The 14,560-nt window shown below is 64.2% G+C and carries 14 protein-coding genes; 6 read left to right on the plus strand and 8 right to left on the minus strand.

The annotated features are described in order from the left end of the window. Positions 1-938: aspartate aminotransferase family protein (locus B2V21_RS04890; protein ID WP_286916183.1), on the plus strand; the 938-nt coding region annotated here is incomplete at its 5' end. Positions 939-1,001: 63 nt separating this feature from the next. Here the strand turns inward: B2V21_RS04890 and B2V21_RS04895 are convergent. Continuing rightward, the gene (locus B2V21_RS04895; protein WP_286916184.1) at positions 1,002-1,133 is read right to left on the minus strand and encodes a hypothetical protein; all 132 of its coding nucleotides are present in this window, start codon (positions 1,131-1,133) and stop codon (positions 1,002-1,004) included. Positions 1,134-1,154: 21 nt separating this feature from the next. Here B2V21_RS04895 and B2V21_RS04900 point away from each other — a divergent pair, with 21 nt between their 5' ends. Both B2V21_RS04900 and B2V21_RS04905 read left to right on the plus strand, forming a co-directional pair. After that, complete coding sequence (locus B2V21_RS04900) at positions 1,155-1,841, plus strand: hypothetical protein (protein ID WP_192000826.1); 687 nt, start codon at positions 1,155-1,157, stop codon at positions 1,839-1,841. A 38-nt stretch (positions 1,842-1,879) separates the two neighbouring features. Beyond that, positions 1,880-2,371 (plus strand): Lrp/AsnC family transcriptional regulator, encoded by a 492-nt coding sequence (locus B2V21_RS04905; protein WP_043191751.1) that lies wholly within the window; start codon positions 1,880-1,882, stop codon positions 2,369-2,371. Positions 2,372-2,402: 31 nt separating this feature from the next. Here the strand turns inward: B2V21_RS04905 and B2V21_RS04910 are convergent, their stop codons facing one another. From B2V21_RS04910 to B2V21_RS04925, 4 genes are all read right to left on the minus strand, one after another. Then, positions 2,403-3,113, minus strand: coding sequence for a cupin domain-containing protein (locus B2V21_RS04910; protein WP_286916185.1), 711 nt, complete (start codon positions 3,111-3,113; stop codon positions 2,403-2,405). 30 nt (positions 3,114-3,143) lie between these two features. Beyond that, positions 3,144-4,427 (minus strand): NAD(P)/FAD-dependent oxidoreductase, encoded by a 1,284-nt coding sequence (locus B2V21_RS04915; protein WP_286916186.1) that lies wholly within the window; start codon positions 4,425-4,427, stop codon positions 3,144-3,146. 46 nt (positions 4,428-4,473) lie between these two features. After that, the gene (locus B2V21_RS04920; protein ID WP_049861587.1) at positions 4,474-5,178 is read right to left on the minus strand and encodes an HAD-IA family hydrolase; all 705 of its coding nucleotides are present in this window, start codon (positions 5,176-5,178) and stop codon (positions 4,474-4,476) included. 139 nt (positions 5,179-5,317) lie between these two features. Continuing rightward, complete coding sequence (locus B2V21_RS04925) at positions 5,318-6,265, minus strand: LysR family transcriptional regulator (RefSeq protein WP_286916187.1); 948 nt, start codon at positions 6,263-6,265, stop codon at positions 5,318-5,320. A gap of 276 nt (positions 6,266-6,541) precedes the next feature. On the opposite strand from B2V21_RS04925, the gene B2V21_RS04930 reads away from it, so the two are divergent. Next, positions 6,542-7,969: an aldehyde dehydrogenase family protein gene (locus B2V21_RS04930; RefSeq protein ID WP_286916188.1), complete on the plus strand. Its 1,428-nt coding sequence runs from the start codon at positions 6,542-6,544 to the stop codon at positions 7,967-7,969. Positions 7,970-8,087: 118 nt separating this feature from the next. Here the strand turns inward: B2V21_RS04930 and B2V21_RS04935 are convergent, their stop codons facing one another. The 3 genes from B2V21_RS04935 to B2V21_RS04945 form a co-directional block, all read right to left on the minus strand. Then, the gene (locus tag B2V21_RS04935) at positions 8,088-9,761 is read right to left on the minus strand and encodes a GMC family oxidoreductase (protein ID WP_286916189.1); all 1,674 of its coding nucleotides are present in this window, start codon (positions 9,759-9,761) and stop codon (positions 8,088-8,090) included. 13 nt (positions 9,762-9,774) lie between these two features. Further along, the gene (locus B2V21_RS04940) at positions 9,775-10,812 is read right to left on the minus strand and encodes an ABC transporter substrate-binding protein (RefSeq protein ID WP_286916190.1); all 1,038 of its coding nucleotides are present in this window, start codon (positions 10,810-10,812) and stop codon (positions 9,775-9,777) included. Between the two features lie 382 nt (positions 10,813-11,194). After that, the gene (locus B2V21_RS04945) at positions 11,195-12,112 is read right to left on the minus strand and encodes a LysR substrate-binding domain-containing protein (protein WP_286916191.1); all 918 of its coding nucleotides are present in this window, start codon (positions 12,110-12,112) and stop codon (positions 11,195-11,197) included. A 118-nt stretch (positions 12,113-12,230) separates the two neighbouring features. Between B2V21_RS04945 and B2V21_RS04950 the strand changes: the two genes are divergently transcribed. Together B2V21_RS04950 and B2V21_RS04955 are read left to right on the plus strand one after the other, a co-directional pair. Next, positions 12,231-13,310 (plus strand): tartrate dehydrogenase, encoded by a 1,080-nt coding sequence (locus tag B2V21_RS04950; RefSeq protein WP_090355176.1) that lies wholly within the window; start codon positions 12,231-12,233, stop codon positions 13,308-13,310. Between the two features lie 311 nt (positions 13,311-13,621). Then, positions 13,622-14,548, plus strand: coding sequence for a 2-hydroxyacid dehydrogenase (locus B2V21_RS04955; RefSeq protein WP_286916204.1), 927 nt, complete (start codon positions 13,622-13,624; stop codon positions 14,546-14,548). Positions 14,549-14,560: the final 12 nt, after the last annotated feature.

The raw sequence follows: 14,560 nt of genomic DNA on the forward strand, positions 1-14,560 counted from the left end.
TGGAAAACGCCATCAAGATCGCCCGCAGCCATACCAACCGGCCGGCGGTGATTTCGTTCCGCGGTGGCTTCCACGGTCGCACCCTTCTGGGCGTGACCCTGACCGGCATGAGCCAACCCTACAAACAGAACTTCGGCCCGTTCCCGGCGGAGATCTATCACGCCAGTTACCCCAATGCCTACCGCGGCATCAGCAGCGAGGACGCCCTGGCGCAGTTGCACGAACTGTTCGCCAGCGACGTGGCACCGGATCGCGTGGCGGCGATCCTGATCGAGCCGGTGCAGGGCGACGGCGGTTTTCTGGCCGCGCCGGTCGAATTCCTCCAGGCGCTGCGCGCGCTGTGCACGCAACATGGCATTGTCCTGATCGCCGATGAGATCCAGGCCGGTTTCGGTCGTACGGGGAAAATGTTCGGCTTCCAGCATGCCGGCATCCAGCCGGATCTGGTCACGGTGGCCAAGTCCCTGGCCGGTGGCATGCCGCTGTCGGGCGTGGTCGGTCGGGCCGAGATGATGGACGCACCGACCCCAGGCGGTTTGGGCGGTACCTATGGGGGTAACGCCGTGGCCTGCGCGGCGGCACTGGCGGTGCTGGACCTGTTCGAACGTGAGGACCTGCTGGCCCAAGGCGAGCAACGCGCGTTGCAATTGCGCGAGGGCCTGCTGGCATTGCAGACACGTTACCCGCGCATTGGTGAAGTGCGTGGCCTGGGCTTCATGCTGGCGATCGAGATGGTCAAGGACGATGCCGCGCACAGCCCGGATGTCGACCTCACCCAACGCGTCATCGACGAAGCGCGCCATGCGGGGCTGCTGGTGATCAAGTGTGGTTTGTACCGCAACGTGGTGCGTTTCCTGGCGCCGCTGGTGACCACCGAGGAGCAGGTGGCAGAGGCCTTGCAGATGCTCGACAAGGCATTGGCAAAAGCCGGGGCCTGACTGTGGGAGCGGGGCGGGCGGCGCGCTCTTCGCGGCCACGGGCCGCTCCTACAGGGATCAGGGCTAAACGTAGGAGCGGTCATCGGCCGCGAAGAATGCACCGCGGTACACCTGGCACACTGCGTCGCGCTCTTCGTGGCCATGGACCGCTCCTACGCCGGAGAAGCTGTAGAAGTCTGCAGGGAAGCCACTCATACCGTCGCTCGGGAGCCGATCATGAAAGTCACACAGTACAAGGCGCTGGGGTTCTCCTATGCCACCCTGGTCGACCGTGAACGGGGCATTCTCGAAGGCCTGCGACCCTTGTCAGTGCAGAGCCGAACGCCCAGCAGCGACGAGCAACTGCTGGGCGCCTATCGCGAGATCGCCCAGGAGCTTGGCCAGGCGGGCGGCAACGCCAGTGCCAGCGCTTTCCACGGCCAGCTGTACCAACGCATGGCGCACCGATTGCATGTGATTCCCGGCTGGGATGAAAGTGTTGCCTTCGGTAGCTCGTCAGCCCATTGGCCGATCTTCGAAGACGCCCCCGGTGCCCTGCAATACCTGAGCAAGTTCTACCGGTTGATACTGATCGCCCCACCCCAGGGTATCGATGTCGGCGCCCTGACCCAACGTTTGCCGGTGGCATTCGATGCGGTCATCGAGCCTTGCAACGACGCCTGGCACAGCAGCCTCGCCAGCGAGCTGCAGCGCCTGGACCTGGAGCGTTCGCAGCTACTGCCAGTGCGCAGTACCGAAACGGATGACCCATGGAACCTGCGTGTGGATTTTCCGGTGTGCACCCTGCACCGCGATCATCGCCAGCCATGGAATCTTTCGCCCCAGGCTCTGGACGGCAAGCGCTGTGAGTACGCCAGCCTTGCGGACCTCGCCCATGCCCATCAAACGGCATTGCACGCCTGAGGCCCACGTTCATGTTCTGACTTGACGAGGTTCACCCCATGGATGCTGCAACGAAACTGGATCGCATCGACATCAATATCCTGGTGCAACTGCAGAAGGACGGACGCATGACCAACGTCAGCCTCGCCGAAGCAGTGGGCCTGTCACCCAGCCCCTGCCTGCAACGGGTCAAGCGCCTGGAATCGGCGGGCTACATCAGTGGCTACGAAGCGCACGTCAACCTGGCCAAGTTCGCCAGCTCCGTCACGGTGTTCACCGAAGTGACCCTGTCGGACCACAAGCGCGCCGATTTCGTGAAGTTCGAATCCAGCATCCGCAACATCGACGAGGTGCTCGAATGCCATTTGATCAGCGGTGGGTATGACTACCTGGTGCGGTTCCTGTGCAGCAGCATCCAGCACTACCAGGAATTGATGGAGTCGATCCTCGACAAGAACATCGGCATCGACAAGTATTTCAGCTACATCGTCATCAAGAGCCCGGTGCTCAAGAGCGCAGTGCCGTTGCGCAGTCTGGTGCGGGCGGTTTGACAGCCGCACCGCATCCAGCCAGCTCACCGTCTCAACTCAATATGCAAAACACCTTGCGCACCGTCTGCGTGCTGGCCCAGGCATTGGTCGCGCCTGCCGGCACCACCACGACCTCCCCTGCGCTCACCGTGCACGCCTCGCCCTGCTCGGGCGTGAGGGTCACGGCGCCTTCCAGGATGAACATCAGCTCGCTGTAGCCTGGCTGCACCTGCTTGCGCGCATAGGCCTCGCACTGCCACAGACCGATGCGCAGATTGGCCGCGCTGAACAGCGTTTCGCTCCAGGCCTTGGGGGTCGGCGTGAGCAGTACCGTGGCGGCCGGTGGATCGCTGGGCGGCAGTGATTGGGTGAAGTCGATCTTCAGCGGCGTGTTCGGCATGTCGTTGCTCGGCGGCAAACCGGGGAAGGCCATGAACAGGCGGCGCAACTGCCCCCGATGCTGCCAGCGCACCGCCACGCCACGGGGCACCACGAAACAATCGCCGGCCTTCAACCGCAGATCGAAACCCTCGCCTTGCAGGGTCAGCTCGCCAGCTTCCACGACCCCCAACTCGACCCAGGGAAAGTCTTCGATCAAGAGGTTGGCGCCGACACTGGTCGAGGCACCCACCACATAACCGCTGCGCGGATCATGAAAATGCACGGTACGCCCGGCCGCCAGTGGGTCGTCCTGCAAGGCAAAGGCTGCCAAGGGCAATTGGCGGTCCGCAGGAGGTTGTGAGTAGTGCAGGATCGGGGGCATAAGGCTCGTCTTGGCAATGAGGTTCGCGGCTCAGCGGCCGATGGCATCCAGCAGTTGTTGCCAACCGGCGGCCAGGCGTACACCGGGCGCGCGGAAGGCATGCAGGGGAATGGGTTTGAAGGTATCGCCCGCCAGCAGCCCCAGTTGCACCGGCTCGCCGGCAGTCATGGTCGCCAGTTGCTTGCCCATGTAGGTGGACATCGCCACACCGCCGCCGTTGTAGCCGATGGCATAGAAGCTGCGCGGGTCCAGCTGACCGGCGTGGGGCAGGTAATCGAGGGTCATGGCCACCAGGCCCGACCAGCGAAACGTCACGGGCTGGTCACGCAGAATCGGGAACACCACGCCCATGCTGCGTTGCAGGGTGGCGAAGGCACTGTCCGAGTCGTTCTTGCCGAACGCACCGCGGCCACCAAAGATCAGCCGGTCGCCGACCACGCGGAACCAGCGCAGCATGCGCTTGGTGTCGCCACAGACCTGACCGCCGGGCATGAGTCTGGCCAGTACATCGGCGGGCAGTGGCGCGGTGGCGATGATGGCGCTGCGAAACGGGATCAGTCGTCGATGCAGGGTGTCGGTCGCGGCGCTTTGGTCGGAATAGCCATTGGTGGCATACACCACCTGTTTGGCACTGACTCGACCCTGAGGCGTTTGCACGATCACCCGGTCAGCCTCTTGGCGAACCTGCAACGCCGGGCTGTTGATGAACATCTTCACGCCCCGTTCGTGCAGGCTGTTGGCCATGCCACGGGCGTAGTTGAGCGGATGGATGCCGCCCGCCTTCGGCGTCAGCAGCCCACCGTGGAAAATGCTCGATCCGGTCATTTCCTGCACCTGGGCGGCATCGATCATCCGTGACGACTCGCCGCCGGTTTCGCGCTTGATCCACTCGGCGGTGTTGCGCAGCCCGGTCAGGGCAAGCTCGTTGTGGGCCGCGGCGATGTGCCCACCCATGTGCAGTTGGGCGTCTTCGATGCCCAGGCTTTCGACCATTTCCACCAGGCTGTCCACAGCGGCATAGCCGGTGCGGTACATGTGCAACGCCGTGTCACGGTCGAAGCGTTGCATCAGGGTCGCAAAGCCGACCCGAAACTTGGGCGACACCACGCCGCCGTTCCGGCCGCTGGCCCCCCAGGCCAGGGTATTGGCTTCCAGAATCAACGGCTCGCGACCACTCAGGGCAATGTGATGCGCCGCCGAGAGCCCGGTGTAGCCGGCACCGACGATCACCACGTCGCACTGCCGGTCGCCCTGCAGCGCTTGCAGTGCCGGCCCCGGTCGGGCGGTGGCCGCCCACAAACTCTTCACAGTCATAGCCGGTTTCCACGAGAGGCGGCGCTCCAGATGAGCGCCGCGGTTGTCAGCCCAGTTCCTGCTCGACCGCGTCGGCCAGTTGCGCCAGCGAGGTGAAGTGGTAATGCGGCTTGGTGTGCTCGGATTCCAAGGTGCCGCCGCTGCCTTTCTGCGCGTGGCGCCGTTCGATCCAGCAGGTCTGGTAGCCCAGACGCATGGCCACGCCGATGTCGTGGTACTGGCTCTGGGCGACGTGGAGGATCTCTTCGAAGACGATGCCCTGCGTGGCCAGTACGCCACGGGTGTAGGCGAAGAACTGCGGATCAGGCTTCTCGAAGCGCACGTCGTCGACCGTCACACGCACATCGAAGGGCTCGTCGAGGGTCTTGGCCATGTGGTTCAGGGCCCAGATCTGCGAATTGGTGGTGGCCACCAGCTTGAAGTGCTTGTGCAGACGCTTGAGCGCTTCGACGGAGTCCGGGAAGGCGGGGAAGTTTTCCACGGCCAGGGCCAGGCCGCGGGCATATTCGTCGTTGTCCGGCAGGCCGAGCTTGCCGGCGATCAGGTGGTAGCAGCGCTCCAGGTCGTCCGGCCACCAACCCGAATCAGGCATGGCTCGGGCTTCGCGGTAGGCCTTGAGAATGTCGTCGTCGCTGCACGCCTTGCCCGCTTCACCGGCCACTTCGCGCACGTGGTTGAGAATGCCGGCTTCGAAATCGATCAGGGTGCCGACAACATCGAACGTCAGGGCTTTGAACTGCTTGAATGACATAGGGCGCTCCGCAGGATGAACCAAGGGAAGATGCTGGGTGTGGTTCAATTATCAGCCGGGTGAATCGCCATATGTTCTGTTTTGTCCTTACCTGAGGGCATAACCTACCGTTTTTCCCGCGATCGCGGCATACCTGGGTTCAGGAGGCCTCGGCGATCTTTCCGGCCAGGTCCAGCCGAGGGTAAAGCAGGTCGATTCGCGCGATGTCGGCCTGCATCTCTTCGATGATCCACTGGCGCACGCTGTCGACGATCGGCCGGCTCGGACGGTTGGCCGGGGTCACCAGGCAGCAGCGCCGGGCACTGACGGTCACCGCATCGCCCACCGGCAGTAGTTGTCCGTTGGCCAGGCAGTGCGACACCACGTTGAGCCAACCCAGTGCCATACCCTGACCGAGCAAAGCCGCCTGCACGACCACGGCATAATCGGAAAACACCAGGGCACTGTCGATGCGCCCGCCGTGGTCGAAAGGCGCGGCCCAGGCGCGGTCCTGGTTGTCCATGTGGATCAGCGCCGGGGCTGCGCTCTTGCCCTTGCCGCCCGGCACTGCAGAGCGGTACTGGGGGCTACACACAGGCAGGGTGATTTCCGGCAGAACCAGGCTGTCTGCGGCTTTGACGCTGCCGACGTCGAGGTAGCGCATGCCTAGATCGACATCCATCAACGGCCCGCCGATGCGCCCGGACATCAGCTGGTAGCGCATGTCCACCGAAGGAAAACGCTCGCTGAAACGGCTCATGCGTGGCATCAGCCAGTGGGTGGTGAACGCGGTGGAAACGGACAGGGTAATGGTTTCCATACCCGTGGCGCGGGCGGAGATTTCGCTGATGGCCGATTCGATGGTGTCGAAGCCTTCCTGGACCCGGCGATAGAGAATGGTCCCGCTTTCGGTGAGCCGCGCGCCGCCACGAACGCGCTCGAACAGCTGCACCCCGAGATGATCTTCCAGCCGCGAAAGCATGCGGCTGACCGCAGGCTGACTGACGCACAGCTCGTCGGCCGCCCGGGTAAAACTGCCGCAACGCGCCGCCGCCTCGAAAACGAACAAGGAGCCGGAACTGGGCAGCTTTCTACGAAGATTGGACATGACCTGAGTTTATGCCTGGGAAAACTATTAGTAAATTGCCGTGACACTGAAACCCTTCCTATCCTGACCACCAGCCCGACGCGTCGGCGACACACACGGTATGCCTGACACACCGCACAAACCCAACCACGTGCGCGGTCCCTGTAGCAGCGGCGCAAGCCGCGTCGGCGGCACACGCGGTGCGCCTGACAGACCGCACAACCCCGGACGCGGCTCGCGCCGCTGCTACGGGTACGCAGGGGCATCGGTTTTTTTCATCACGGGTGGAGAGCGATTTTGGACAACGCGTTGAAGTTCTATATAGACGGTCGCTGGGTCGAGCCCTCCGGCGCGCGGCGCCTGGCGGTGATCAACCCGGCCACCGAGCAGGCCTTTGCCGAAATCGCCTTGGGTGAGCAGGCTGATGTCGATGCAGCCGTTGCGGCGGCGCGGCGGGCCTTTGCCGAGTTTGCCTTTACCACTCCAGCCGAGCGCAAGGCGCTGCTCGAACGGATTCTCGAGTCCTTCATGGCCCGCTACGACGACATCGCCGCCGCCATCATGCAGGAGGTCGGCGCGCCGCAGGCCCTGGCCCATGACTGGCAGGCCGGCATCGGCAAGCGGCACCTTGAGCAGATGCTGCGCACCCTGGACAGCTTCGAGTTTCGCAAGAGCCGCGGTACCACGCTGATCAACCAGGAACCCGTGGGCGTGGTGGCCTTGATCACCCCCTGGAACTGGCCGATCAACCAGATCGCCTGCAAGGTGGCACCCGCCTTGGCCGCCGGCTGTACCCTGGTCCTCAAGCCCAGCGAAATCGCGCCGATCAACGCGCTCATTTTCGCTGAAGTGATGCACGACGCCGGCGTGCCTGCGGGTGTGTTCAACCTGATCAACGGCGACGGCCCCACCGTGGGTGCCGCCATGGCGAGTCACCCGGATGTGGACATGGTCTCGTTCACCGGCTCGACCCGGGCCGGCGTGGAAGTGGCGCGCCTGGCCGCGCCGACGGTCAAGCGCGTGCATCAGGAACTGGGCGGCAAGTCAGCGAACATCCTGCTCGACGATGTGGACCTGCAGGCGGCCGTGACGGCGGGGGTCAACGGCTGTTTCGGCAACAGCGGCCAGTCCTGCAACGCACCGACACGCATGCTGGTGCCCGCCGCGCTGCACGATCAGGCCGTGGCCATCGCTCGCCAGGCGGCATCGACCCACCGAGTCGGTGCGCCCGACGATCCTTCGACAACCCTGGGCCCGGTCATCAGTGAGCGTCAATACCGGGCGATCCAGCGGATGATCGCCATCGGCATCGACGAAGGCGCGCAGTTGGTCTGTGGCGGCCTGGGCCGGCCAGCCGGTCTGGGCACTGGCTACTACGTGCAGCCGACGATCTTCGCCAGGGTGGATGCGCAGATGACCATTGCCCGCGAAGAGATCTTCGGCCCGGTGCTGGTGATCCAGCCGTATGCCGATGAACAGGACGCGGTGCGCATGGCCAACGACAGCGTGTTCGGGCTGGCGGCGTACGTACAGTCAGCGAGCCTGGAGCGCGCTCGCCAGGTGGCCTTGCAGATGCGCGCCGGGAGTGTCTACATCAACTACCCTAGCTGGGACCCTGCGGCGCCGTTCGGGGGCTACAAGCAGTCCGGCAATGGCCGCGAATATGCCGAATGGGGCCTGGAAGCGTTTCTGGAGGTGAAGGGAATCGTCGGCTGGGGGATCTGAAACACCGCGAAGTCCTTTTCGCGGCCACGGACCGCTCCTACGGTTCATTGCAAGCCAACTGTAGGAGCGGTCATCGGCCGCGAACCAGGCACCGCAAGCCACCTGAAGAAATGCGGTGTCACCCCTCCTTGATCAGATCCGCGATGCGCTCGGCGATCATGATGGTCGGCACGTTGGTGTTGGCGCACGGAATCGCCGGCATCAGCGACGCATCGCACACCCGCAATCCCGTCACGCCGATCACCCGCCCATCGTTCAAGGTCACGGCTTGGGGATCGTCCGCCCGGCCCATGCGGCAGGTACCCGACGGATGCCAGGTGCCACCCACGTTGGCTCGCACGAATTCGCTCAATGCTCGATCGTCGGCCAACAGCTTTTCCAGGGTGACCCCTTGGGTCACCAAGCCACGCACCACCCATCCGCGCAAGGGGCCGGCAATGTCCAGCAGCAGGCTCAACACCCCGCGCTGCAAGGCATTGAAGCGCCCCGGCATGGCCACCTTGGCCACCCTGGGCGAGTAGCTCGATGGAAACACCACGGAGCGCAACGGGTCCAGGCCCGGTGCCGACAACGTCTCGGCGCCCATGCGCAGGGCTTGCTTCAAACGCTGCAGGTCGCGTGCTTCGGACAGCATCGAAAAACGGACATCCGGTTCCTGCAACGGATCCAGCGACGTCACCTGCACCCGCCCGCGCGAGTAGGATTTATTTACCCAGAAGAACATCGTGCCCAAGCGATAACCCACCGAATGCCAGCCGGAACGCGAGAGGATCGCCCCGTGCATGTCACCCGGCACGGTGCCCGGCAGCCCGGATGAAAAACGCACGATCGCCTGTTCGTGATGCTCGTCGACGTGCGGCGTGCGGCCCTGGGTGGTCAGCAGCGCCGACACGGCGATCGACGGATGCTCCATCAGATTGCCGCCCACGCCTGGCCGGTCGGCCACCAGCGGCACGCCCAGGTCCAACAATTGGTCCAGCGGTCCGACCCCGCTGCGGATCAACAGCGCCGGACTGTGGATGGCCCCGGCACAGACGATCACCTCTGCCGCGTGCAGCTCCTCGACCGCGCCAGCCCGATCCAGCACGCGGGCGCCGACGGCCTGCGTGCCCTTGAACAACACACGGTCCACCACACACTCGGTACGCAGCGTCAGGTTGGGCCGCGCACGAACCTCGTCGGTGAGGTAGCACACCGACACCGGAATCCGCTCGCCCTGCTCGCTCACCCCGATCGCGCCCACGTAGACGCCATCCTGCCACTCTCCGTTCTGGTCCGCCCGAGTGGGCAAGCCACGGGACGCCAACACCCCCATCACCGCCTTGACGAAGGGCGACAGGAACGCCGGTGGCGTACGCCGGATGCGCACCGGCCCGGCATCACCGTGCAAGGGTCCGCTGAAATCACAGTCGGTTTCCAGTTTGCGAAAGTACGGCAGGCAGCTGTCCCAGCTCCAACCTTCGGCGCCCAGCCGTCCCCACTCATCGTAGTCGTCCGGCGCACCGCGGTTGGTCATCAGCGCGTTGATCGCCGAGCCACCCCCGAGCAGGCGCGCCTGCTCGTAGCGACGGCTGCCCTGGGCGGCCATGCGCGCGGTCAGGCGCTGCCAGATGTTGCGTACATCCAGATAGGCACGACCGGGGTACCGGCTGGCAATGGCCGCAGGCATCTTGCCCGGTGCAATGTCACGCCCCGCTTCCACCAGGCACACGCGCTTGTTCGGGTCTTCGGACAGCCGCGCGGCCAGCACGCAGCCCGCGCTGCCACCGCCGAGAATCAGATAGTCGATCACGCTTGCGGCCGCCTTACTGGACGAATTTCAACCAACGGTCCTTGGCGGCAATGCCTTCGGCCGACGACCACCACTCTTCGGACATCAGCGCCTGCTTGGCGGCGTTTTCCGGCGAGCTCGGCAGCTCCTTGCCCCGTTCGGCGCTGAGCTTGCCGGTGGCGAAGGCGGCCGGGTTGCCTGGCCCGTAGTCGATGTACTTGGGCAAATCGGCCTGCAGCTCGGGCGACACGGCGGTATCGACGAACTTGACTGCCTGCGCCAGGTTCGGCGCGTTCTTGAGGATGCACAGCTGGGTGTTCTGCAGGATGCCGTCGTTGTAGGTGAAGTCGACATCGGCGTTGTCTTTCTTCACCGCACCCACGCGGCCGTTCCAGATCATCAGCATGTCCACTTCACCGTCATTGAGCAGTTGCGCCGACTGCCCGCCTGAACTCCACCACACGGCAATGTCCGGCTTGATCTGGGCCAGGCGCTTGTAGGCGCGGTCGACGTCCAGCGGGTAGAGCTTGTCGCGCGGCACACCGTCGGAGATCAGCGCCGCTTCCAGGGTGCCCATGGGGTCGTTGCGCAAGGCGCGGGTTCCGGGGAAGTCCCTGACGTTCCAGAAGTCGGCCCAGCTCTGCGGCACCTTCTTCAGGGTCTTGGTGTTGTAGCCCAGGACCGAGGAATAGAACTCATAGGCCACCGAATACGGCGTGCGATAGGCTTCGGGCATGCCTTTTACGTTGGGCATCTTGGCCAGGTCCAGCGGTTCGATCAGGCCTTCGCGGCCGCCGCGGAGGCAGTTCGAAGGTGGGGTGTCGATCACGTCCCACACCGGCTTGCCGGTTTCGCCCTGGGCCTTGACCATGGGCCAGGCGTCCGGAACGCTGTCCTGCTTGATGGTGATACCCAGCAGTTTGGCGGCCGGGTCGAGGATGGCCTTGGTTTGCGCTTCCTGGTAGACGCCACCTTGGGAGACGAAGGTAATCTGCTCGGCCTGAGCGGTCGTTGCGCACGCCATGGCCACGTACAACAGGGATAGAACAGCACCGAAAGACAAGGTTTTCATGGCAAATCATCCTGTAGTTAGATTAATTCGGCAGCGACAAAAACCTCGACGGGTAACCCATGTTTGCACCGGTTCTGTATTTTTGTTCGACCGAGCGGGATCGCTGGAAGGTACAAGACGAAAACCCAGGACGACAATGCACCATTAGTCAGTATCACCATGATTTCAGGTTATGAATCCCAACCCCGGCACACCCCCTGTAGCAGCGGCGCAAGCCGCGTCACCAACACCGCGGTACACCTGACCCACCGCATACACCCCAAACGCAAAACGAGCCCCTGTAGCAGCGGCGCGAGCCGCGTCACCAACGCCGCGGTACACCTGACCCACCGCATGCAGGCCGGACGCGGCTCGCGCCGCTGCTACGGGACGCAGGTGCCAGTCAGCCGTGTTCCACCATGGCGAACGGTAATCGTTGACCAAGCGCCTCGCGCAGGTAATGCACGAAGGCGACGATGCGCTGGGGCGTGTGACGCCGTTGCTGGTACACCGCGTACACGTCGGCCTGCGGCGCCTGGTGGTCGGTCAGCAACGCCTGCAACCGGCCACTCTTCAGATGCGCCTGCACATCCCAGCGCGAGCGCAGGATCACACCGTGACCGTCCAGCGCCCAGCCCAGCGCCACCTCGCCGTCATTGCTCGACAGCGTCCCAGTGACCTTGTGCGCATAGTCGCGGCCGTCCTTGTGAAAGCGCCAGATGGCGTAGTCGCTGCCGAACTGGCGCAGCACGATACAATTGTGCGCCGCCAGATCGGCCACCTGGGTCGGTGCAGGCATGTTCTCAAGGTATCCGGGCGCCGCGCACAGCACCCGCGGATTCTCCAGCAGACGGATGGCGATGAGCCGTGAATCGGGCGGCTCGCCCATGAACACACCCAGGTCGAACTGATCGTCGAGCAGACTCATCGGCTGGCTGCTCAGCTCCAGGGAAACCTCCAATTCAGGATGCAGGCGCGCAAACGCCGAGACCACCCGGGCCAGGTGCCTGCGGCCAAAGCCCAGGGTGGCATTGATCCGCAACCGGCCATGCAGCGTCGGCTGACGCGTACCCAGCGCACTTTCCAGTTCATCGAGCTGGCGCAGAATCGGCCGCCCGCCCTCCAGGTACAGCTCGCCTTCGGGGGTCAGCGACAAGCGTCGCGTCGTGCGTTGCAGCAACTGCACGCCCAGGCGCTGCTCCAGCTGGCTCAGACGCTTGCTCACCGCCGGCAGTGACAGACCCAAGTGGCGCGCGACGTCGGTCAGGCTGGCGCGAGTCGCCACCTGCTGGAAGAAGCTCAGGTCATCGATCATGCTCATGGATTGTTTACCTGAATCTAAGAATGGCTTAACCGGCAGGCCAATTATTAATCCTGTAACACTGATTACACTGAGTCCACAGGTTCATCAACTCATGAATCAATGACTGGAGTGCAGCATGAGCAAGTCCACTTACAAGATCGCGGTGATCCCCGGTGACGGCATCGGCAAGGAAGTCATGCCCGAAGGGGTTCGCGTGCTCGACGCCGTGGCCGCCCGCCACGACCTGCACTTGCAGTGGGACTGGTTCGACTTCGCCAGTGCCGATTACTACCTGGCCCACGGCAAGATGATGCCCGATGACTGGTTCGAGACGCTCAAGGGCTACGACGCGATCTACTTCGGCGCCGTGGGCTGGCCCGATGTGGTGCCCGACCATGTTTCGCTGTGGGATTCGCTGCTGCAATTCCGCCGCGAGTTCGACCAGTACGTCAACCTGCGTCCCTGCCGCTTGATGCCTGGGGTCAAGGCACCACTGGCCAATCGCAAGCCTGGCGACATCGATTTCTGGGTGGTGCGCGAGAACACCGAAGGCGAGTACTCCAGCGTAGGCGGCAAGATGTTCCCCGGCACCGACCGCGAGATCGTTCTCCAGGAAACGGTGATGACCCGCGTTGGCGTGGATCGCATTCTCAAGTTCGCCTACGACCTGGCGCAAAGCCGACCCAAGAAACACCTGACCTCGGCGACCAAATCCAACGGCATTGCCATCACCATGCCGTACTGGGACGAACGCGTGGCCGAAATGGGCAAGCAGTACCCGGACGTCAACGTCGACAAGTACCACATCGACATTCTCACGGCCAACTTCGTGCTGCATCCGGACTGGTTCGATGTGGTGGTGGCCAGCAACCTGTTCGGCGACATCCTCTCCGACCTGGGTCCGGCCTGCACCGGCACCATCGGTATTGCGCCGTCGGCCAACATCAACCCGGAGCGCACCTTCCCCAGCCTGTTCGAACCGGTGCACGGCTCGGCGCCGGACATCGCCGGCAAGGGCGTGGCCAATCCGATCGGGCAGATCTGGTGCGGCGCCATGATGCTCGAACACCTCGGCCATCCGGAGGCAGGTGCGGCGGTTCTGGCGGCCATCGAAAAGGTCCTGGCCATGGGCCCTGAACAGGCGCCCCTTACCGCCGATATCGGCGGTACCGGTACCACCCGCGCCTTGGGCGAGGCCATCGCCGCCGCCTGCTGACGCCGCAGTACCCCTGTGGGAGCGGGCTCTGCCCGCGAAACAAGCGCTGCGATACCTCTGACGCACCCCAGCCCCCCTGTGGGAGCGGGCTCTGCCCGCGAAACAAGCGCTGCGGTACCTCTGACACACCGCGGCGCCCCGTTCGCGGGCAGAGCCCGCTCCCACAGAGCCCCCCTCCAACAGAGTACTGCTCCCACACGGCACCGCTCTTACGGACGACTGTTCTGTTTGACCCGCTCGATTCGGGAGAATGTTGCGCCGCGATCTGGCATCGTCGGTGTAAACCCCGATGGTCCATGAGAGCCCGCCTTATGACGCTGCTGTTCAAAGTCCCCGACGAGCGTGCGTCGGCCTGGAAAGCCTTGTTCGCCGAGCACGCACCGGATATCCCCCTGCGCTTCTGGCCGGACATCGGCGACCCGGCGCAGGTGCGCTATTTCGCGGCCTGGCAACCGCCTGCGGACCTGTATGAGCGATTCCCTCAGCTGCAGGTGGTGTTCGCCACCTCGGCAGGGGTCGACCAGTTCGACCTTGCCCATGTGCCCGAATCGGTCAGCGTGGTGCGCATGCTCGACCCCGGCATCGCCCAAGGCATCATCGAGTACGTAGGCTTTGCCGTGCTAGGCCTGCATCGACAGATGCCAACCTACCTGCAGCAACAGCGCCAAGGCGTATGGAAGACCCATCCACTGCAGGCCGCCAGCAAGCGTCGGGTGGGTGTGATGGGCCTGGGCAACCTGGGCCAGGCGGCATTGGAAGCGCTGCGTCCGTTCGGCTTCGCCTTGAGTGGCTGGTCACGCACACTCAAGACCCTCCCTGACGTACGCTGCTACGGCGGCCGCGAACAGCTACCGGAGTTCCTGGGCAACTGCGACATCCTGCTGTGCCTGTTGCCCCTGACCAGCGACACGGCCGGCATCCTCGATGCCCGGACCTTCGCCGCGCTGCCCGCGGGCGCGAGCCTGATCAACCTGGGCCGTGGTGGTCATCTGATGGAAGCCGACTTGTTGGCGGCGCTGGACTCGGGCCATCTGGCCCATGCAATCGTCGATGTGCTGCAAGAAGAGCCGCCACCCAGCGATCACCCCTTCCTCGACCATCCGAAAATCTGGCTGACCCCGCACATCGGCGCCATGACCGATCCGCACTCAGCCTTCGAGGTGCTGCTGGAGAATATCCGCAGGCATCAACGAGGTGAGGACATGGTCGGTCTGGTGGAACCGGGCGCCGGCTATTAGCGGCAAACCTGT

This window comes from Pseudomonas sp. UBA6276, assembly GCF_002438365.1.
GTDB classification, from domain to species: domain Bacteria; phylum Pseudomonadota; class Gammaproteobacteria; order Pseudomonadales; family Pseudomonadaceae; genus Aquipseudomonas; species Aquipseudomonas coleopterorum.

Coding starts and splice junctions, on each gene's coding strand:
- B2V21_RS04895 (WP_286916184.1), bottom strand. CDS start 1,133: ATGAGTGGCTTCCCTGCAGACTTCTACAGCTTCTCCGGCGTAGGAGCG.
- B2V21_RS04900 (WP_192000826.1), top strand. CDS start 1,155: ATGAAAGTCACACAGTACAAGGCGCTGGGGTTCTCCTATGCCACCCTG.
- B2V21_RS04905 (WP_043191751.1), top strand. CDS start 1,880: ATGGATGCTGCAACGAAACTGGATCGCATCGACATCAATATCCTGGTG.
- B2V21_RS04910 (WP_286916185.1), bottom strand. CDS start 3,113: ATGCCCCCGATCCTGCACTACTCACAACCTCCTGCGGACCGCCAATTG.
- B2V21_RS04915 (WP_286916186.1), bottom strand. CDS start 4,427: ATGACTGTGAAGAGTTTGTGGGCGGCCACCGCCCGACCGGGGCCGGCA.
- B2V21_RS04920 (WP_049861587.1), bottom strand. CDS start 5,178: ATGTCATTCAAGCAGTTCAAAGCCCTGACGTTCGATGTTGTCGGCACC.
- B2V21_RS04925 (WP_286916187.1), bottom strand. CDS start 6,265: ATGTCCAATCTTCGTAGAAAGCTGCCCAGTTCCGGCTCCTTGTTCGTT.
- B2V21_RS04940 (WP_286916190.1), bottom strand. CDS start 10,812: ATGAAAACCTTGTCTTTCGGTGCTGTTCTATCCCTGTTGTACGTGGCC.
- B2V21_RS04945 (WP_286916191.1), bottom strand. CDS start 12,112: ATGAGCATGATCGATGACCTGAGCTTCTTCCAGCAGGTGGCGACTCGC.
- B2V21_RS04950 (WP_090355176.1), top strand. CDS start 12,231: ATGAGCAAGTCCACTTACAAGATCGCGGTGATCCCCGGTGACGGCATC.
- B2V21_RS04955 (WP_286916204.1), top strand. CDS start 13,622: ATGACGCTGCTGTTCAAAGTCCCCGACGAGCGTGCGTCGGCCTGGAAA.